Annotated in this window: 19 protein-coding genes; 9 read left to right on the plus strand and 10 right to left on the minus strand. The window is 41.1% G+C overall.

What is annotated here, in order from left to right:
• Window positions 1-109: 109 nt before the first annotated feature.
• The 4 genes from V5N63_RS02215 to V5N63_RS02230 form a co-directional block, all read right to left on the minus strand.
• Window positions 110-595 carry a hypothetical protein gene (locus V5N63_RS02215; RefSeq protein WP_332032597.1) on the minus strand — a complete coding sequence of 162 codons (486 nt, stop codon included), beginning with the start codon at window positions 593-595 and terminating at the stop codon, window positions 110-112.
• A 688-nt stretch (window positions 596-1,283) separates the two neighbouring features.
• Window positions 1,284-1,421: a hypothetical protein gene (locus tag V5N63_RS02220; protein ID WP_332032600.1), complete on the minus strand. Its 138-nt coding sequence runs from the start codon at window positions 1,419-1,421 to the stop codon at window positions 1,284-1,286.
• A gap of 4 nt (window positions 1,422-1,425) precedes the next feature.
• Entirely contained in the window at window positions 1,426-3,159 is a 1,734-nt protein-coding gene (locus V5N63_RS02225) for a DUF262 domain-containing protein (RefSeq protein ID WP_332032602.1), read from the minus strand.
• An 84-nt stretch (window positions 3,160-3,243) separates the two neighbouring features.
• Window positions 3,244-4,209 carry an SPFH domain-containing protein gene (locus V5N63_RS02230; RefSeq protein WP_088469445.1) on the minus strand — a complete coding sequence of 322 codons (966 nt, stop codon included), beginning with the start codon at window positions 4,207-4,209 and terminating at the stop codon, window positions 3,244-3,246.
• A gap of 307 nt (window positions 4,210-4,516) precedes the next feature.
• On the opposite strand from V5N63_RS02230, the gene V5N63_RS02235 reads away from it, so the two are divergent.
• Window positions 4,517-4,750 carry a hypothetical protein gene (locus V5N63_RS02235; RefSeq protein WP_332032605.1) on the plus strand — a complete coding sequence of 78 codons (234 nt, stop codon included), beginning with the start codon at window positions 4,517-4,519 and terminating at the stop codon, window positions 4,748-4,750.
• A gap of 38 nt (window positions 4,751-4,788) precedes the next feature.
• Here V5N63_RS02235 and V5N63_RS02240 read toward each other — a convergent pair whose 3' ends face one another.
• Both V5N63_RS02240 and V5N63_RS02245 read right to left on the minus strand, forming a co-directional pair.
• The gene (locus tag V5N63_RS02240) at window positions 4,789-6,939 is read right to left on the minus strand and encodes an outer membrane beta-barrel family protein (protein ID WP_332032608.1); all 2,151 of its coding nucleotides are present in this window, start codon (window positions 6,937-6,939) and stop codon (window positions 4,789-4,791) included.
• A gap of 650 nt (window positions 6,940-7,589) precedes the next feature.
• A complete protein-coding gene (locus V5N63_RS02245) occupies window positions 7,590-8,504 on the minus strand; it encodes a M23 family metallopeptidase (RefSeq protein WP_332032610.1) in 915 nt (304 codons plus the stop codon).
• A gap of 211 nt (window positions 8,505-8,715) precedes the next feature.
• On the opposite strand from V5N63_RS02245, the gene V5N63_RS02250 reads away from it, so the two are divergent.
• The 5 genes from V5N63_RS02250 to V5N63_RS02270 all read left to right on the plus strand — a co-directional run bounded on the left by V5N63_RS02250 (window position 8,716) and on the right by V5N63_RS02270 (window position 12,648).
• Window positions 8,716-9,723: an NAD(P)H-dependent glycerol-3-phosphate dehydrogenase gene (locus V5N63_RS02250; RefSeq protein WP_088469443.1), complete on the plus strand. Its 1,008-nt coding sequence runs from the start codon at window positions 8,716-8,718 to the stop codon at window positions 9,721-9,723.
• 81 nt (window positions 9,724-9,804) lie between these two features.
• On the plus strand, window positions 9,805-11,310 hold the full coding sequence (mqo, locus tag V5N63_RS02255; RefSeq protein WP_332032613.1) for a malate dehydrogenase (quinone): 1,506 nt from the start codon (window positions 9,805-9,807) through the stop codon (window positions 11,308-11,310).
• A 51-nt stretch (window positions 11,311-11,361) separates the two neighbouring features.
• On the plus strand, window positions 11,362-11,751 hold the full coding sequence (locus tag V5N63_RS02260; RefSeq protein WP_265144181.1) for a hypothetical protein: 390 nt from the start codon (window positions 11,362-11,364) through the stop codon (window positions 11,749-11,751).
• Window positions 11,752-11,820: 69 nt separating this feature from the next.
• Window positions 11,821-12,435 (plus strand): DUF1684 domain-containing protein, encoded by a 615-nt coding sequence (locus tag V5N63_RS02265; protein WP_332032615.1) that lies wholly within the window; start codon window positions 11,821-11,823, stop codon window positions 12,433-12,435.
• A 57-nt stretch (window positions 12,436-12,492) separates the two neighbouring features.
• Window positions 12,493-12,648 (plus strand): hypothetical protein, encoded by a 156-nt coding sequence (locus V5N63_RS02270; protein ID WP_332019637.1) that lies wholly within the window; start codon window positions 12,493-12,495, stop codon window positions 12,646-12,648.
• Here the strand turns inward: V5N63_RS02270 and mtaB are convergent.
• From mtaB to V5N63_RS02285, 3 genes are all read right to left on the minus strand, one after another.
• Window positions 12,645-13,994: a tRNA (N(6)-L-threonylcarbamoyladenosine(37)-C(2))-methylthiotransferase MtaB gene (mtaB, locus tag V5N63_RS02275; protein ID WP_332032617.1), complete on the minus strand. Its 1,350-nt coding sequence runs from the start codon at window positions 13,992-13,994 to the stop codon at window positions 12,645-12,647. The genes V5N63_RS02270 and mtaB overlap by 4 nt on opposite strands.
• A gap of 137 nt (window positions 13,995-14,131) precedes the next feature.
• Window positions 14,132-14,713: a cysteine dioxygenase gene (locus V5N63_RS02280; RefSeq protein ID WP_332032619.1), complete on the minus strand. Its 582-nt coding sequence runs from the start codon at window positions 14,711-14,713 to the stop codon at window positions 14,132-14,134.
• Between the two features lie 94 nt (window positions 14,714-14,807).
• Window positions 14,808-15,398: a DUF1572 family protein gene (locus V5N63_RS02285; protein WP_332032621.1), complete on the minus strand. Its 591-nt coding sequence runs from the start codon at window positions 15,396-15,398 to the stop codon at window positions 14,808-14,810.
• Window positions 15,399-15,555: 157 nt separating this feature from the next.
• Here V5N63_RS02285 and V5N63_RS02290 point away from each other — a divergent pair, with 157 nt between their 5' ends.
• Both V5N63_RS02290 and glgP read left to right on the plus strand, forming a co-directional pair.
• Window positions 15,556-16,398: a DUF3667 domain-containing protein gene (locus V5N63_RS02290; RefSeq protein ID WP_332032623.1), complete on the plus strand. Its 843-nt coding sequence runs from the start codon at window positions 15,556-15,558 to the stop codon at window positions 16,396-16,398.
• 104 nt (window positions 16,399-16,502) lie between these two features.
• Window positions 16,503-18,173 carry an alpha-glucan family phosphorylase gene (gene glgP / locus V5N63_RS02295; protein WP_332032625.1) on the plus strand — a complete coding sequence of 557 codons (1,671 nt, stop codon included), beginning with the start codon at window positions 16,503-16,505 and terminating at the stop codon, window positions 18,171-18,173.
• Between the two features lie 69 nt (window positions 18,174-18,242).
• On the opposite strand, the gene V5N63_RS02300 is transcribed toward glgP, so the two are convergent.
• On the minus strand, window positions 18,243-18,998 hold the full coding sequence (locus tag V5N63_RS02300) for an SDR family oxidoreductase (RefSeq protein WP_332032627.1): 756 nt from the start codon (window positions 18,996-18,998) through the stop codon (window positions 18,243-18,245).
• A 133-nt stretch (window positions 18,999-19,131) separates the two neighbouring features.
• Between V5N63_RS02300 and prfB the strand changes: the two genes are divergently transcribed.
• On the plus strand, window positions 19,132-20,086 hold a 955-nt coding region (gene prfB, locus V5N63_RS02305; RefSeq protein ID WP_332032629.1), incomplete at its 3' end, for a peptide chain release factor 2.

The raw sequence follows: 20,086 nt of genomic DNA on the forward strand, positions 1-20,086 counted from the left end.
ACAGTATGCATTTCATTCTTTCCTCCTGAGAAATGTGATTCGGGGTGTGGGTGTTTTCTTTTGAATCTTTCATCTAATGAAATAAGATTGGATGGGTTTGCCAACGTAATTATTTAAATTCCTCATCAAAATCCGAATCCCATTTGAAACCGTTAATTAGCCAGCCTTTGCTGTTTTTGTAGTAGGTAAATATTAATCTGATGGCAGTATATTCAAATTTCACCAGGTAAGTTTCCCGAAACCCTGCATCTTTAATATTTTGTTCCGAAACTTTTACAATAGATTCCGCTTTCCCGTAACGCTCGGAAATCAGATTAACAGACTGTATGGTTTGGGTCTTCAGGTTATTGATTTCATTCACCGGCAGTGGCCAGTGCTGACTGAGGGTATTGAAGGCTTCTTCAATTTTATGATCCCGGAAATCCTGGGTAACATTTCTTGAAATCAGCTTCTCGGCCTCTGTATCTTTCAGTAAGGTATTCTGGCAGTAAAAGTCGGTTAAACCAAAGACAATCAATAAGGTGATTAAAGTTTTTCTTAGTAGAGACTGTATGCTTTTCTTTATATGATAATATGTTTTTTTTCGAAGGCTCAAAGTAAGTAGTTTTACATGGTGGGCTCAAAGTCCGGAGGCTTTGCGCAGCAGGGACAAAAAACCTCCGCTTATTTAGCATGATGCCTGTTAATAACTTTTTATCGTTGTAAGTCACTGCCAGAGGGTTTATATAATACAAGTGTACTATTTTTTTAAATTGTAATACAAAATTGTTTTGTTAGTTAACAGAAATTGTTACATTTGAAGTAAATAATTATTTAATTAATTAATAAAAAAAACCTCCCCTAAGGGAGGTGCTTAACTTAGGGTTTTCTCTTCCTTTTTGGAAGTAATGGTAAAATTATTCCAAGTAATTTAACCATCAGATTTAGAAACTCCCAGCATTCATGTTCCATAATGCACTGGTTCTCGAGGATTTAATCGGGAACTTTTTTGTTTTCCCAATGTCTCGATCTTTACAAAAGTATAGAATAGAATATGATATATAAAGCGATATAAAATAAAAAGGCTACTTTAAGCCATATAAGTTTTCCACAACTACACAGACATTGCACCAATAGGGCGTTTTTAGAATGCCCTACAACAAACGCCAACTTTTGGAGCATATTTCATTAAACGCATTTGAATTATTATCATTTTAATCGGGTTTTTATATTAAACACCTGCTCCGCACAGTCTCCAGACTTTGAGCAATTTAGACCACCTACTCTTCATACGTGTTATATTTTTAAAACTCATTCTTTGCCAGCACATCAATAACCGGGTTTATGGCAATTTCAATATCGATGAGTCCTTTGCCAACAGAATAATTAGATGACGAAGAATATAAATATTGGCTTACCTTTTCTAAAATTCCGGTAAGCATAGAGTTACGGTTTCCATCTGTCCATTATGAACTTTTGAATTTTTCTCCCTCTATCTATTATTGTTTTGTCATTCCAATCATCATATCCTATTAATTCTCTTTCAGATGCAAAATCAGATTTTTCATAAGTGCTCCTTTTGGATAGAAACGTTTTGTTACCTAAATGACTGTTATAAGATGTTAAAACTAAATTACCCAACAGATTTATATTTTCCATGGCCTTAACTCCGGGAAGAACTGTTTGGGGAGCAATATGTTCAATGGTGATTTTATCATTCTTAACAATTTCCCTAATTGAGCCTATATTAAATTTTCCACAATATTCACTTTGGAGATAATATTCGTAATCTAAAAGAATTAGCTTTAAAGCTGGATTAGTAGTAGGATTGTAAACTCCTATATTAACTATGGATTTTTTCAAATCAGCATTACTGCTGTTTTTTTCGATGAGATTTCGAAGTTCTTTTTTAAGTTCTGTAAAATTAATCTTGTTAGTAAAAACCTTATATGCAAGCTCAAATAATGCAGAGTTTCCAGTATTTCCTTTTTTATTTCCAAAAATAAAGACCCTAATAGTAAACGCTTCTAAAATTTCATTAATAGCAATGAGAAATTCAGGTTTAAATTTTTTATTATTTAATATCGCTAAGTATAATGGCAAAAAAGTTTCAATTTTCCCCAAAGTCTCAAGTCTAAAAAATGAATCGTTTATTTCGTTGTTGTCAAAAGTTTGGTTTAAAATATCAGAATAAAACACTGAGCTTTTATGCAGGAAATTATTAAAATCTTTGATTTCTTTAATTTTCTTTTCTCTTTGTGTCGTGTCATTGTCAAAAAGATTTTTGTTCTTAAATATTTCTCGTTGTTTAATCAGCTCTGTTTTTATTTTTTTCGGAATGTCGGACAAATCCTTGTTGTCCCCACTGTAAACAATGTAACAATGTTTTAAGAATTGGTTTTCAATGCGAGTAATGGAGTAATTTTCAATATTCATTAATTCTGTGAAAATTTCTCCAAATTTTTTATTAATATCTTTTGCGATTACTTTTTCATTTAAACGATGGGTTAGATATATTAGATAATTTTTCACTTTATCTATATCTGACAAAGGCAGACCTCGGTCATTCATTGTTTCAAATATTAAACCTACCTCAGACTCTTCTTCTAATTCAAAAACATTTACCTTAAATTTTGATAACAAGTTATTGTAAATATTTATGAGTGTTTTTATGGAAGAATATCTTTGTAGATATGTATGAAAATGAATTCTTGCGTTTAAAAGATTTTTTTGAGTTTTACTAACAGGCGTATACTTTTTGATAGTATTAATATCAAGTTCGTTTAATAACGAAAAGAAAAATTCTTGATTGTCTTTGTTGTTTAATCGAAGTAAAGATTTTCCTTTATTTAAAACGTTTTTAATAATTACGTCATCTGCTTCTAAAGAATTGATTTCGCTAATTCTATGATAAATACTCACTAGCAATAAATGAAATGTAGTTAACCGTTGCTGTCCATCGACAATATCATATTTTGTTAAATCAGTAATGCCAATTTTTTCTTGTCCAGACTTTATTAACGTAATTGTTCCTGCATAATGTTCTTTTATAAATTCAACATCATTTAAATCATTCAGTAAATCATCTAATTGGTCCCTTGTCCACGAATAACCACGTTGATATTCAGGAATTGTAAAGATTCCATAATTTAAAAGTTTTTCTACTGAATCAAATTTCATTGGTGTAATATTTTTTTTAGATGCTTTATAAATTATTTGTCAAATCAACGAATTTCCGCTTTGCTAATTCTTTCAACTTTAGTTTTATTTCCCCAAATTCAACAGCGTCCCGCTCCCGCTTCCCAGCGTGGTCGTCGGCATCACGCCGTCCCATTTCAGGACACGCTGGTATTCCACATAGGTAGGGGTAATTTCCTGCTGCTTAAGGCTGATCGCCTTGGCATCGGCCTGCGCCCGGATCACAATAGAGGCTGAATCTCCTTTCGCCAGCTGGATTTTACGCTGCGCATCGGCCTGCGCCACACGCGCCTGAGCTTCCGCTTTAATCGCATCAGCATCCGCGGTCGCCTTGTCTTCAATGGACTGGCGGATGGCTTTCGGCGGCTGGATATTGGTTTTCAGCTGCGAAACCATAAACCATTTCCCGATTCTTTTATTCACTTCCGACAGGATTTCCGCTTCATAAGTTTCGCGGTTGTTGAAAAGGTAATCAATCGAATGCCGGTTCGCCACATCATTGATGGCCCCGATGATGGCGTTGTTCAGCCACCCGTCCTGTATAGCTTCCAGTCCGCCTTTTTTATAAGTGGACCTAAGGTTCGTAAACATATCCGACGCCGTAGATTCCTTCACCGAATAGTTGAACGAAGGCTTGATCGGGCAGGGAAACCCGCCTTTGGCCACGATAATGGATTCTGGATATTCGATATGGCGCTGGTCGAGCGGAATTTCCTGGATTTCCTGGGTGTATTTGTTATAGAACACGACGCCCGAAACTTCTTCGGTATCGGAAACCCCTCTCCGGTCGCCGAGTAAGTTGATGAGCAGGCCTTTGTGTCCCACGCTGATCACGTCGTAATTCATGGGCTGTATGAGTGCCGCGAGGGCCGCCAGCAGGATAAAGGTGACGGGTTTCCATTTCACGCCGTTGGGCATCTGTTTGCCGTTTTTATCGGGTGGGGAGTAGGTGAGGATGTCGAGTTTTTTGGTAATGATTCCGATGGTCACCACAAGCGCGATGAGGACAAGAAGTAAAAATGTTAAGGACATAAATAATTTTTAAAATGTAATTCTTAAAGATAATCATTTCGCCGAATCCTGCAAAAAGGAAAACCGTAACGCCTGACATCAACTGACGCTGCAGAACGTTTACCGCAAAAGGAACAAAACGCTGACGGCTGAAAGCTGGTCAAAAGCGTGCAAAAAATTTGGAATATTGAATCTTTATGGGTGATGGTTTACCGCAAAAGGAACAAAAGACTGACGGGTGAAAGCTGGTTAAAAGCGTGCAAAAAATTTAGGGATATTGAATCTTTATGGATGAGTGATGACCGCAATAGAAGCAAAAGGCTGACGGGTGAAAGCTGTTGAAAAGCGTGCAAAATATTTAGGGATAATTGAATCTTTATGGGTGATGGATGACCGCAAAAGAGGCAAAAGGTTCTGGCATGATAATCTAAAGATCGGGTTTTGTCCGCACTGGCCGATTGCTGCTTTTGGTGGCAAGACAATCCGCTGCAGGCGGATCGCTTCTTCCTTAAAAAAATATAAAAGGAAGCAAAAATTAAGGCATAACAATGCCCCTGTTTAAAGGGGCAATCTGTAAAACAAACCGCTATTACAAAACCACTATTTCGCGCTGCCGCTATCCTTTTCTACATTCGTTTTGGTGTTTTCCTTTACCTTTTGGTTGCCAAAGCGTTTTACAAATGACAGATTGACTCCGTACCAGTCCCATTTGTTCACACTCCTGAAGGTTCCGATGGGGGAGTAGGTGGTAATATCGTTCCCCGGCCGCTGGAAGATGTTATTGAAGCGGATTCCGGCTTCCATCTGTGTTTTGGGGAAAATCTTTGTTGCGCCGAAGCTGTGGAAGACATTCATTTTATTGCCCATCGAATTTCCCCAGTTCTGCGAGTGCAGGCCGACCCAACCGTTGAGATTGATGTTTTTATTAAAAAGGTTGGTGTAAGAGAAATTGGATGAGCCACTGAAATTCGTGATGTGAGCCTTCATTCCCACGAAATTGTTCCTTTCTTTAAAATCGCTGTTATCAACATAACTCACGCCGAGATTAAAGTTGACATTGAGCTTGTTTTTAAGAAAATTCTGGTTCGTATTGGCATAAAGCGAATAATTGTTGATTCTGCCGTAATACGTCATCGGCATGATAATCGTTTGGTCTCCTTCCACCGCATAGGAGGACCAATAATCCTGATTGGTAGTGGAGTAGTTTGCGGAAATGAAATATTTCTTGTAAAGTCCTAGCTTCAGGCCAAATCTGTCGTTTGGATTGGGCTCGAGGTACATGTTACCGCGTCTAAAAGTCCCGTTGTCTGTCGGCATCAGAAAAGGGTTAAACTCGATGTACCATGGCCTCCAAAGGCTGTGTTTATACGTTGCAGTTAAGTTATAATTTTCATTAAACGAATACTTCAACAGCAGGTCCGGCATCAGCGTACCATAAGAATCCTTTCTTTCAATAGAGCCCACTTCCTGTTTTACCGTGAAATTAATGTATTCGTACCTTAAGCCAATCCGGGTTTCGAGTTTCTTAAAATAGGTTTTGCTGAAATTGGCGTACACCGAGTTCAGGTTTTCCAGATACCGGAAGGTGTTGATTCTGCTGTCGTCTGCCGTCCAGATATTATTCTGAAAGTTGAAGTAATGATAAGGCATTACATTATTCCGGAAATTCGTTTTACCGCCAAACTCCAGCTGGTCGCCGTTTTTACCTATGGGTTGCGAGTAATCGAGCTTCAAATAATATTCACGGTTCTGGTTGTCGGCTATGGTTTTAATGCCTTCAAAAGGTGCTGCGCTCCATAGCGTGGAGTGGATGCTGGTGTTATCGCTGCCTTCATAATTAATTCCTGCATTCAGATCCAGGATTTTACTCTTCTCTTTGTCATAGTACTTGTAGAAAATGTTGCTTCCTACAAAGCTGTTTTTACCTTCTCCATTTACCGTTTTGGTGTAAAATTTTTGCAGGATGTTATTAAGGAAATAATCTCCTCTGGCATCAGAAACTGAGCTGAGGTCGGATTCGTAATATTCCATCACCAGCCCGATATTGTTTTTATCATTCAGTTCATATTCGCTGGAAGATGAAGCGGAAGCCGATTTCCAGTTGCTGTTGGTTTCAGAGGTTATTTTGGTCAGTGAATTGTCAGCATAAATCAGGTTTTCATTATAAGCTTTCATCACATTATTGGTGTTGCTGAAGCTTCCGCTGAATGACTGCGTGAATTTTTTCCGGTGGTAGTTAAGGTTAAGGCTGGATGACTGGGAGTTTTTATAACTTTGGGAGTTGTTCATCGAAACGCTTCCTTTCAACCCTTCGTTGTCATTTTTTTTAAGAACGATATTAATTACCGCACCCGACGTTTCATATTTTGCAGACGGCGTCGTAATCACCTCAATTTTCATCAGGTTGTCTGCCGCGATGGTTTTCAGGTATTCTTTAAGTTCTTTTCCGGTGAAAACCGATTTTCGGTCATTAATATAAACCGTTACACTGCTGCCTTCTGCCTGTACATTATCATTGTTGTCGATATTCACCAGCGGGGTCATCCGCAGCACGTCCCAGGTTGTGTTTCCGGTAAGGATGGAGCTGTTGGCTACGTTGAAAACAGTACGGTCTGCCTTGCTTTCTATGGTAGGCTTTTTGCCCACGAGCATCACTTCCTGGATGTCTTCCTGTTTCGTACTGTCCTGTTTCACTTGTGCTTTTAGAAGCGTAGAGCTGAGTAAGCCAGCACTGATCAGTATATATCTCATTCAGTAATGATGTTTTAAATGGTATTAAGTTGTAATAATGCTGAGGCTTTTCCGCCCCAAATCTTCAGATGTGTTTTAAAGATTGGCATCCGTTCAATGATTTGTCATCAGTAAATGAATTTAGTTACAAAAGAAAATCCCATTGGCGGTATAAAAAGCAATTAACCGTATATTGATCAGGATTAATGCTGCCTGTAATGAATCATTTTCCAAAATCACCCGATCCTAAATTTAGCCTAAAAAAAGCCACCGCAACAATCTCAAAAACGGAAGAAATTCTCAGCCGTCTCAACCGGATTTTCTGAGTCTGAAAAACCCTCCAACATCGAACAGTATACGAACAGTGGATATACAGTGGATATACAATGGATATAGAAAGGATATACAGATTATAGGTCAACTACGGCTCAACCTCAGCTAAGTCTTTGCTGTAAGTCGTTTTCAAGGATTTAATGGGCAGAAAACAGCAGTTTTGGGAATGATGATGAAAACATCAGCTGCTGTGAAATCAGAAGGTGTAAAAATAATAAATATTTGTCGGTTGTAAACATTTTTTGTTGTTAGAGCCTTTATTTTCACAGCTCTCCTAAAAGTAGCGCAATATAAAAACGCCCTGCAGGTGCAGAGCGTATTAGCAGTATGGGTATTTTCTAAAGACTCATGAAGAGTTTTGGATTTACCGGTGTATTGTTTTTGTGCACTTCGTAGTGAAGATGAGGTCCTGTAGAACGTCCGGAATTACCAGACTTCGCGATTACCTGATTTACTTCTACCGTTTCGTTGGCTTTCACGCTGATGGTAGAAAGGTGTCCGTATAGCGTGGCAAGACCGTTGCCATGGGAAAGGATCACGCAGTTTCCGTATCCGCCTTTCTGGCCTGCGAAAATCACCGTGCCTCTTGCCGCAGCACGTACATCGGTGCCGTACGCCACCGCAAAATCCATCCCTTTGTGGAACTGAATCTGCTCCGGTTCAGCAGGTGTGTTATTCTTTTCGTTCTTCGCTTCCGGTGCTTTTACCAGTGTTTTTCTAATGATGTTTCCAGCGCTGTCTTTTTCCTCAATATACTGCGGTTCTGCGGTGGTTTCTTTTTTCGCGGGCGTTAACGCTGCGAGCAGAATATTTCTTACCGGGATGGGGTTGATTCTTTTCCCGAAATTCGAGGAAATATAACCTTCGGTTGGGTTACCCAGCGGCACCTGCTGCAGTTTGTTCTGCAGATCCATCAGGTATTGGCTATAGCGGTTGGTCTGTTTTGCAAGATATACGGCATTCGAGATGCTGTCCTGCGCCAGGGTGGCAATTTTACCGTCGGTAATGTCTTTTGCAGCAAGAAATGAGTTCAGTTCTCTTACCGTATAATCTACCAGGGCGAGGTTGTTCTTCATTTCCAGGTAATCCACACTGTCTTTCTGGGTATTGATCTTTACCAGATTCACTTCATAGGATTTATCATCTTTCTCTGAGTAGAGTTTGCCAATAAACAGCGCCTGTCCAAAAATAATGAGTAAAAATGCGCCTAAAAGCACGTTTACTTTCTTTTTGTTGCTTAAAAAATTCTTCATTCTTTAGAGTTGGGGTACTTTAATTCTTAATTTTTCGGATGCAAAAATAAATAAAAATATTTAATCGCATATAAAGCTTTAGATGTCAATCTATTATTAAAGATTCTGAAGAAAATGTTAATGATTTAATAAAAAATGACCGGTTTTATTTTCGTTGCAAATCTTTTGTTTAGTTCCGCACTTTCGTATCTTTGTAAATCAACTGATCATTATGGCTAAAAAAGAAGAAACGCCTGAACAGGTGGTAGGCGTGGTAGGGAGCGGCAGTTTTGCGACTGCTATTGTGAAGATGCTTACAGAAAACTGCAAAGTGGTGCACTGGTGTGTACGGAACGAATTTGTAAAAGGAGCGATAGAGCTGCGGCACCACAACCCCAATTATCTTACCGCGGTAAGGTTTGATATTAAATCCCTGAAACTTACCACCGATATCAACGAACTGGTCTCAGCCTGTGATATTATAGTGTTGGCAACACCCTCCATTTACCTGTCGGATACCTTAGAGAAAATGACCTGCGATTACAGCGACAAAATCTTCGTTTCCGCCATTAAAGGTATTGTACCAAAAGTAAATGATGTAGTGGCCCATTATCTGCGCGATGAATTCAAGATTGGGTTCCGCAACCAGGCCGTAATTGCAGGGCCGTGTCATGCAGAAGAGGTGGCCATGGAAAGGCTTTCTTACCTTACCATTGCTACGGTAGAGGATCATAAAAAGATGCTTCACAATAAGTTCGCCTCCCATTTTATCAAAGTGAACTGCAGTTGCGATATCCTGGGGAATGAGTACAGCGCGATTCTTAAAAATATTTATGCCATCGGTGCCGGTATCGCGAGCGGACTGGGATATGGCGACAACTTCACCGCGGTTTTTGTATCCAATGCCATCCGCGAAATGGAAGTGTTTCTGGAAGGAATCCATGAGATGCCGCGTGATGTGAATGAAAGTGCCTATCTGGGCGACTTACTGGTAACTGCTTACTCGCTGTTTTCAAGAAACCGAAGTTTGGGGAACCTGATCGGGAAAGGCTATACCGTAAAATCGGCCATCCAGTCGATGAACATGATTGCTGAAGGGTATTACGCAGCAGATTCCATTTACAAAACGGCAAAAGAGAAGAAGATGAAGACGCCGATTATCGATACGATTTACGCCATCCTTTACGAAGGGAAAAACGCCGAGAAACAGTTCCGCAAACTCACGACGAAACTGAACTGACAGTGATCACCAATAAACCCCGATTTTTTTTAACACTTTTTAAAAATTAATCCTTTGCTTTTAAAATAAAAGAATACCGTTATGCCAGATTCTCTTACTAAAAAAACACCAAAGCCCAAATACGATGTAATCCTTATTGGAGGTGGAATTATGAGTGCAACGCTGGCAACCCTGCTTCACGAATTCGAACCGGGGCTTAAAATTGCTATTTTCGAAAGGCTGGGGCGTTTTGCTCAGGAAAGTTCAGCTGCGTGGAACAACGCCGGTACAGGGCATTCCGCCTTCTGCGAGCTTAATTATACCCCTATAAAAGAAGACGGCAGTATCGATATTTCCAAAGCTGAAGAGATTGCAGAACAGTTTGAAATCTCCAAACAGTTCTGGGCTTATCTGGTAAAGAAAGAATATATCCAGAGTCCGAAACAGTTTATCACATCGTGCCCGCACATGAGTCTCGTATTCGGCCCTTCGGATGTAGAATTCCTGAAGAAACGTCATGAAGCCATGGCTCAGTCGCACCTCTTTCAGGGGATGGAGTTTACTGCCGATCACGACCAGCTCCGCGAATGGATTCCTCTGGTGATGCAGAAAAGAAACAGCCACGAAACACTGGCTGCTACCAAAATGGATATGGGCACCGATGTGAATTTCGGCACGCTTACCAGAAAGCTAGGGCGTTTTCTGGCAGATGATTCAAATGTGGATGTGTTTCTTTATCATGAAGCTAAAGAACTAGAACTGCGTGATGACGGTAAATGGGCAGTAGAAGTGCGCGACAGGCTTCACCAGCACAGCCAGGAAGTAGTGGCCGATTTTGTATTTATCGGCGCCGGCGGTTATGCATTGCCGCTGCTGGAAAGTTCGGATATTCCTGAAAGTGAAGGCTACGGTGGTTTTCCGGTTTCCGGAGAATGGCTGGTGTCCCATAATCCGGAACTTATAGAAAAACATCACGCAAAAGTGTACACCCTGGCTTCCGTAGATGCACCGCCAATGAGCGTTCCGCATCTGGACTTACGGGTAATCGACGGCAAGAAAGCCTTGCTCTTCGGGCCTTTCGCAGGCTTCTCAACCAAATTCCTAAAAGAAGGCAGTTACCTGGATCTACCGGAAAGCATTAACTTCAAAAATATCCGCTCGCTGTTTGGCGCGTGGTGGCATAACCTGCCTTTAACCCAGTACCTCGTGAGACAGGTCGCCATGACCAAAGCCCAGCGGGTACAGCATCTGAGGGAATTCATTAAGGATGCCAATGAAAAAGACTGGGAGCTGAAAGTAGCCGGACAACGCGTGCAGATCATTAAAAAAGACGAAGAACTTGGTGGAAAACTCGAGTTCGGTACTGAAGTGGTGGTGAATCAAAACGGGACCATTGCATCACTTTTAGGCGCGTCGCCCGGTGCATCCACTGCAGCACATGCTATGATTCAGGTGCTGGAGAAATGTTTTCCCGACAAGCTGCAGAATGAATGGAGAGAGAAGCTGCTCGAGATCATTCCCACTTACGGACAGAAACTGACCGACAATCCGGAACTTACCGCGCAGGTACGCAGTTACACCAAAGAAAAACTGGAGCTTGATTATTAAATTTAACCACTAATTTAACTGTCGTCTGCTCATCACTCATCAATTTTAACAATGCCCACCATCACCAAACCCGAAATCTGCCAGGAAATACTGGAAGCCCTTCAGACCGAAGTGCAGGAAGAGAAGCAGGTGATTGTGCACTGCTGTTATCCCGCAACTTTTTATGTTGGCAATTTAATCCGCATCTGGCAGTCGACTTTTCTGGTTGATGAGCGCTTACATCACAAGAGCCACCTTATTCATCATGAAAACATCAGCCTCTTCCCGTACTGGACTCCCGTGCCACCTATGAAAGATTTCTGGTTCACCCTTATCTTTTCCGGACTTCCGAAAGAATGCAGAAGCTTCGATTTAAGAGAAGAGATTCCTGAAGAAGGCGGTTTCCTGGTGAAAAACATCAAGAGAAACGCGACCGATGTGTACCGTGTAAAGATTTCGTGAAGACTAAAATTTAAAAAAACCTAACGCCATATTCCATCTCCTGTGCTGAATGCCAAACCCTCGCTTATTATGAAAAAACTTACGGTAATCCTGCTGCTGATATCCACCTTCGCCTTTTCCCAATCCGAAAAGAAACAGATCGCGGAGATCAGGAAATTCCAGAAAGAACTCAACGATGGGTATACGAATAAAAAAGAGACTCCTTTGCGGGGCGATAATTACACCAAATTCACTAAACATCCGTTCTTTCCGATCGATTTAAAATACAGGATTAACGCGCAGTTTGCGAAAACAGAAAATGCTGTTCCTTTCGATCTGCCGACGTCTTCCGGAAAAACAAAGCCGTACAAAGAATATGGGAAAGCAACTTTTGCACTGAACGGCGTTACTTACATTTTAAGTATTTACCAAAGTCTGGATCTGGTGAAGACGCCCGGCTATGAGGATTATCTCTTCCTGCCGTTCCGCGATGAAACCAACGGAACCGATACCTACGGCGGTGGAAAATATCTTGATTTAAGAATCCCGAAAGGGAAGGAGATCGTTATTGATTTTAACCAGTCGTACCAACCTTACTGTGCTTACAATGCCTACGATTACAGTTGCCCGATTGTTCCTGAAGAGAATTTTTTACCTGTGAAAATTGAGGCTGGGGTGAAATATGAAGATGTTTACCATCACTAAGGATTTTTCATGGCATAGAAATGGCTTTTCCATCCCATAATTAAAAAAAAATAAACGATGGAACCTAACAAACGAAACAGACCGGCAACACTTATCATCATTGCTGTTGCCGTAATCGCACTGCTGATTATCTTCTATTTTGTACTGCTTGCCATATTCCCGGATCTTTTCCAGACCCTGCCGACCGGCGAAGTACAGCCGGTTACGAACTAAATTTTAGCGAGAAACTCTTCAAAAGCCGGTACTGCAGATACTATACCGTCGCTCTCAATTTTGTTGAGCTTTAAGGTTTCTATGGTGTTGATAGAATTTTCATCGAAAGGTTTCTGAACCCGGACATAATTCTCTGTAAAGCCATACATCACCCCATTTTTGTTTTCGTGTTCCCAAAGAACGGGTAAGGTTTTGCCTATTTGGGTGCGGTAGAACGCCATTTTCTTCTTCTCGGAAAGGATTCTGAGCATCTTGCTGCGCTGTTTTCTTTCAGGAATTGGTACCACGCCCTGCATTTCAGCAGCTTCCGTGTGTTCTCTCTCAGAATAGGTGAAGACGTGCAGATAAGAAATCGGAAGTTCATTAAGGAAATTATAGGTTTCCAAAAACTTCTCTTCGGTTTCCCCCGGAAATCCTACAATTACATCGACGCCAATACACGAGTCCGGCATTACTTCTCGGATTTTTGCAATTCTGTCGGTATACAGTTTGGTAAGATAACGTCGTTTCATGAGCTTCAGCAGGTCATCGCTTCCGCTCTGTAACGGAATGTGGAAGTGGGGTACAAAGCTTTTGCTTTTTGCAACCAGTTCAATGCTTTCGTCCTTTAGAAGATTCGGCTCAATGGAAGAAATCCTTATTCTTTCAATCCCTTCAACCTTATCAAGTTCTGAAATAAGGTCAAGAAACGTATGTTCGTGTTTTTTATTCCCGAATTCACCTTTACCGTAATCGCCGATATTTACACCGGTTAAAACGATTTCCTTAATTCCTTTGCTGGCGATTTCCATAGCATTTTTCACGACATTTTCAATGGTATCGGAACGGGAGATTCCACGCGCCAAAGGAATGGTGCAATAGGTGCATTTATAATCGCAACCATCCTGAACCTTAAGGAAGGCACGGGTACGGTCGCCAATCGAGTAGCTTCCGATGAAGAAATCAGCTTCATCGATTTCGCAGGAGTGAATGAGGCCGTGGCTTTCGGTTTTCTGCAAGTCATCAAGATAACTCAGGATGTTGAATTTCTCTTTGGCTCCCAAGACCAGATCTACGCCTTTAATAGCAGAAATCTCCTCAGGTTTCAGCTGGGCGTAGCAGCCCAAAATCACCACCAATCCGTCGGGGTTGGCTTTCATGGCCCGTTTTACGTGAAATTTACATTCGCGGTCTGCGTTTTCGGTCACCGAACAGGTGTTGATGACATATACACTGGCTTTCTCATCAAAGCTTACCTTTTCGTAGCCTGCGCCGGTTAGCTGGCGGGCAATGGTTGAAGTTTCTGCGAAATTTAATTTGCAGCCAAGGGTGTGAAAAGCAGCGGTTTTGGGGGTTGAATGTTCCATAATATGAGGGTGCAAATTTACGATTTTTTTTTAACCCGCTTCAGAAGTCGGGATACAGAAAAAACCACAAGGGCTTTGTGGTTTTAACTGAATGAAAAAATTATGAAAAATTATGAAAAAGTTACTTTTAAAGTCTATTATACCTGAATGATTTTGGTATACGCCTTGGCTTCTAAACCCCATGCACACGATTTTGCTTCGTGGGACAGATAAGCGATTTTGCGGTGTTCTGTATCGAAAATCCTTACGCCTTCCAGATTAAGTTGGCCGCTTCTGTAGAGGTGAAGGCTTACCGAAGTATCGTCTTCATTGTTAATAATGGAGTGGATGCCCGCGAGTTCCTCCGTTAAAATGTCGCCTTCGCCGCCTACCGACAGGGAATTGAATTCGATGAAATTTGAGTTTTCCCGGTAGTTAACAACCCCGAGGCTGCCCTTGAGGATTTTTATTCTGCCGTCGTAGTTTCCGTGATCGTGAATCGCAGTACAGCTGTCGCTTCCCCAAACGGTAAGTACAGCAAACGGGTCATCTTCGAAAACAGGGATTCTGATAAAAATTTCTTCGCTAACTTTTCTTTCGGAAAGGTGAAAAACTGAATCAAAATCGCTGTAGGAAAACGTAAAGAGCAGATCACAGATTTCGTTAAAATTCAGCCGCTTCTTGATCCTTAGATCATCGAGAACATGGCTTAAACCGGGATCATCGAATGGAGTTTTCATCACTTAAAATTTGATACCGTAAAGTTACGTACCCAAAATCTTAAGCGCTGAAAATCAGATGTGATTTATATCAACGCTGACTTTTATCACTCGTTTAATTTTTATATTCATCGCGCACTTCCGGATCCTTTGCGTAACACACCGGAGATGAATTCTGAGGGATTTCTTCAGGTTCTTGTTTCTTCAGCATTTCACTATGATGTTCACCTGATTTGGATTTCGGGATAGAGAGGTTTTTCCAGTCGTCGTTTTTAAGGATTTTAGCCGCGTAAATAATCTGCCCGATATGATACGGATAATGTCCCAGCTGCCGGAGAACCGCATCCAACACGGTATGTTTCTCGCCGCGGATTGAAATGCTGTTGTGAATATTCCCGTCGGTGATTTGATTTAAAGCTTCCAAAAGTACCGCCCAGCCATTCTCCCAACATTTGAGCATTTCTTCTCTGGACTGGAGTTCAATGATGAATTCAGCATCGCGGTTGCGCCAGGATTTTTCGCCGTCTTCGGTAAGGAAATCTGTCCAGCGCGAAATTATGTTACCCGAAATATGCTTTACGATTACCGCAATGGAATTGCTCTCCTGATTCGGCTGCCAAAACAGCTGTTCATCACTCAGCTGTGCAAAGGTTTCATCGCCCAGCGCTTTGTAGTAAAGAAAACGTTTGATAAATAATTCTTTCATGATCGCTGCTTTTCGAATGACAGGACGAATTTACGGAATATTATGTTTTTATTTTGTTGAGGATGATTTTTAACATCAGAAATCAATTGTAATGAAATAAATGAGAAAATAATTAAAGAATTGCCCGTGAATTTATAATTTTGATAAAACGATTGCCATGATCAAGCCGGAAAAAAGATGCAGGAACTGCAACCAGCACCTGCTGATGAATCAGAAATTCTGCCATGAATGCGGCCAGAAAACCGATACGCACCGCATTGATTTTCATTATTTTCTCCATGAGGTGCCGCACAATATTTTTCATGTTGACGGCGGTATTTTATTCACTCTGAAAGAACTTTTTACCCGCCCGGGACACACGATCCGGGAATATCTGGAAGGGAAGCGGCAGCCTCATTTTAAACCCGTCATGCTGGTGCTGATTATGGGCTCGGTTTGCGCACTGATTCAGTATTTCCTGAAAGATAAGACGAAGAAGAAAATTGCCGACAGCGAAATACTGAAAGGTGATGTGGAAACTTCAGGACTTTCTAAATATGTCGATTTCGAAGGCCTGATTGCGTATTTCAAACATATCGTGGAATGGCTGAGCAATCATTTTGCGTTTACGGTTTTGCTGATGCTGCCTATTGCTGCTTTCGGATTTTTCTTAGGTTTCAGAAAGTATAAACTCAATTATCCAGAGTGGTTGGTAGTATTTCTTTTTCTGGCCGGCCAGTCGCTCACGGTTTATATATTTTTTATCTTTCTCAACAGATTTGCCGGTAATTACAATATGCTGTTTTTCTTCCTGTGTTGGGGGCTCGTTACTTATTCTCTCACGCAGCTTTTTAATGACCGGGGAAAGAAGTATGTGATCTTACGGTCGGTTTGGTCTATATTTCTGAGTTATCTTTTCTCACTTTTCTACGTTATTATTGCTGTTTTAATCATCGCAACCATCGGAATTTTACTTTACGGTTACGATACCCTGATTCCCGTAATATCCAAAGAATTATGATAGGAATTATGATAAGAATTATGATAAGAATTATGATTAAGGAAATTTAAACCAGAATAATTTTCAGCAGCAATTTAAATATTTACCTTTGCAGCTTAATTTTTATGAAAAGAGATATTATGGATTTTAAAAATTTTACAATGCCCTTCAGCATTAACCCTGAATATTCTAAAAAAGTAGCTTATTTCTCCATGGAATTTGCGATTGATCAGGCGCTGAAAATATACTCCGGCGGACTTGGGTTTTTAGCAGGCTCGCACATGAGAAGTGCCTATAATCTGAAACAGGATCTTGTGGGGATCGGAATTTTATGGAAGTTCGGTTATTATGATCAGGCCAGAAACCACGACCAGACTTTACAGCCAACATGGACCAAAAAAATGTATTCGTTTCTTCAGGATACCGGAATCAAATTCCAGATCGAGATTCACTCTGCGCCGGTTTGGGTAAAAGTTTGGTATCTGGATCCCGAAACTTTCCATACGGCACCCATGTTTTTACTTTCCACGGATGTTCCGGAAAACGATCACGTTTCAAAAACTATTTGCCACAGACTTTACGATGCCAACGAATCTACAAAATTGGCGCAGTATATTCTTTTGGGTAAAGGCGGCGCGAAGTTGCTCGATATGATGAATTTTGAAAGAGATGTTTACCATCTGAATGAAGCACACGGGCTTCCGGCAGCATTCTATCTGCTGAAAAAATTTGGCGGCGATTTAGAGAAAATAAGAGAAAAACTGGTATTCACCACCCACACCCCGGAAGAAGCCGGAAACGAAAAACACAACCTTCATTTATGCCACGATATGTCGTATTTCTCCGGTCTTACGACGGAAGAAGTGAAATCTATTGAAGGAGTGGAAGATGACCGTTTTAACCATTCACTTTGCGCTTTAAGAATGGCAAGAGTGGCGAACGGTGTTTCGCAGCTGCACGGTGTTGTTTCGAGAGAAATGTGGAGCAAGTATTCTAAAATCTGTGAAATCAAAGCCATTACCAACGCACAGGAATTTAAATACTGGGCAGATAAACCGCTTTACGACGCCAAAGACGAGAATGATGATATGCTTTTCGATTTCAGAAAAAAACATCTGAAGAAAAGAATGTTCAGAATTGTAGCCGACCAAACCGGAAATCTCTTCGATCCCAATGTTTTCACCATCGTGTGGGCCAGAAGATTTGCAGGTTATAAAAGAGCCGATTTGCTTCTTCACGACAAAGAACGTTTCGAAAGGCTTCTTAACAACCCGAAATATCCGGTTCAGATTATCTGGGCAGGGAAACCATATCCAATGGATTACAGTGCGATTTCAACCTTCAATACCCTGGTTGAAGAAAGCAAATACTATAAAAATATGGCGGTACTTACCGGCTACGAACTGGCTTTGAGTAAATCACTGAAGCAGGGTTCTGATCTGTGGCTGAATAATCCAAGAGTTCCGCGGGAAGCGTCGGGAACTTCGGGAATGACGGCTTCTATGAACGGATCTGTGAACCTTTCTACCGATGATGGCTGGATTCCGGAGTTTGCTAAAAACGGTGTGAACGGATTTGTAGTGCCACAGGCAGATTACAAAAACGACAGCGTTTATGATCAGGATAATTTCGATCTGGAAAACCTGTACAATATTCTGGAAAATGAAATCCTTCCGATGTATTACGACAGACCGGACGAATGGAGAAAAATTCAGCACAACGCGATGGAAGATGTTAAAAGAGATTTCAACAGCGACCGAATGGCAGACGAATATTACAAGCAGATTTACGCGTAACCGCTGAGGTTATCCAAAATTCAATATTAAAATCCGGGAAAAACTTCCCGGATTTTGTTTGTTGGGTAGCTAAATAAAATCTGAATGACCGCCATCCAGCGGAATCGTGGCTCCGGTAAGATAGGCTGCAAGGTCTGAAGCCAGAAAAGCAGCAAGATAGCCGTACTCTTCGGTTTTTCCGGCGCGTTTCATCGGAGTCTGGTCCAGCATTCTTTTTTTGGCTTCCTCGGTAGAAACATTTAGTGTTTCGGCATTTCCGGTGTATAGGCTTTTCATTCTTTCGGTATCAAAAAGTCCGGTAAGCACTGTATTGACGGTAATATTTTCTTCAGCAACCATTTTCGAAAGCGTTTTCATCCAGCTTACTACCGCAATCCGCATCGTGTTGCTCAAAACCAAATCATCTGAAGGTTGTTTCACATATTTTGAGGCCACATTGATGATTCTTCCAAACTTATTTTTCTGCATTCCCGGAAGGGCTGCCTGTGTGAGATAAACCGTGTTCTGAAAGAGCAAATCGAACGCCTGTTGAAAATCTTCAGTGGAATTTTGGAGTGAATTTCCGGTTTTGGGTCCGTTGGTATTGTTAACCAGAATGTCGATGGAATTTTCTTTGAAATACTCATCATAAACCCTCTTGGTTCCTTCAAAATCCATGTAATCTGTCACGAGATACTGATGTTTCTGGCCGTTAGAGGAATTCAGTTCTTCAAGAACGTTTTTAAGTTTATCTTCATTTCGGGAAACAATGGTCACTTCAGCACCCAGTTTTGCGAACTGCAGTGCAACTGCTTTTCCTATTCCGTCTGAAGCTGCGCCGACCAAGGCTTTTTTCCGGCCAAATCAATAATCATATCAAAGATTTTCTGTCATAAAAGTAGTCATTCCGAACAGTTTTAAAAAAGTTTTTAAGATTTTTAACAATCAATTTTGCGCATCAAAATCTTATATTTGCATCATGATTAACAGCGACCAGGTTAAAGACATCAAATCCAGAATCGAGGATTTGTATAAGTATCTTCAGATCGAAAAAAAGAAGATCGAAATCTTCAATGATGAAGAAAAAACTGTTTCACCGGAATTTTGGGACAACCCGAAAGAAGCCGAAGCGTTTATGAAACAGCTTCGCTCCAAGAAAAAATGGGTGAGTGATTATGAAGAAATCTTCACACGGTATGAAGATTTGCAGGTTCTGATGGATTTTGCGAAAGAAGACCCCGATTCCGAAAAGGAACTGGAGGAAGCTTTCCCGCTTTTGGTTCAAAAAGTTGAAGACCTGGAATTCAGAAATATGCTTTCCAATGAAGGTGACGAGCTTTCGGCGGTGCTGCAGATTACCGCCGGCGCAGGCGGAACAGAATCATGCGACTGGGCATCGATGCTGATGAGAATGTACACGATGTGGGCTGAAAAGCAGGGTTACAAGATCCGGGAGCTGAATTATCAGGAAGGCGATGTTGCCGGTGTGAAAACGGTAACGCTGGAAATCGACGGTGAATTTGCTTTCGGTTATCTGCGCGGTGAAAATGGGGTTCACCGTTTGGTAAGGATTTCACCTTTCGATTCCAACGCAAAAAGACACACCAGCTTTGTTTCTGTGTATGTTTATCCTTTGGTCGACGATACAATAGAAATCAACATCAATCCGGCCGATATTTCTTTTGAAACCATGCGTTCAAGTGGGGCAGGAGGGCAGAACGTAAACAAGGTTGAGACCGCAGTGCGATTACGTCACGCGCCAACCGGAATCATCATAGAAAACTCCGAAAGCCGTTCCCAGCTCCAGAATAAAGAAAAAGCGATGCAACTTTTACGCTCAAGACTTTATGAGATGGAGCTTGAAGAACGGATGAAAGCGAGAAACGAAATTGAAGCCGGGAAAATGAAAATCGAGTGGGGCAGCCAAATCCGAA

The organism is Kaistella sp. (assembly GCF_032060305.1).
Classification (GTDB): domain Bacteria; phylum Bacteroidota; class Bacteroidia; order Flavobacteriales; family Weeksellaceae; genus Kaistella; species Kaistella yananensis.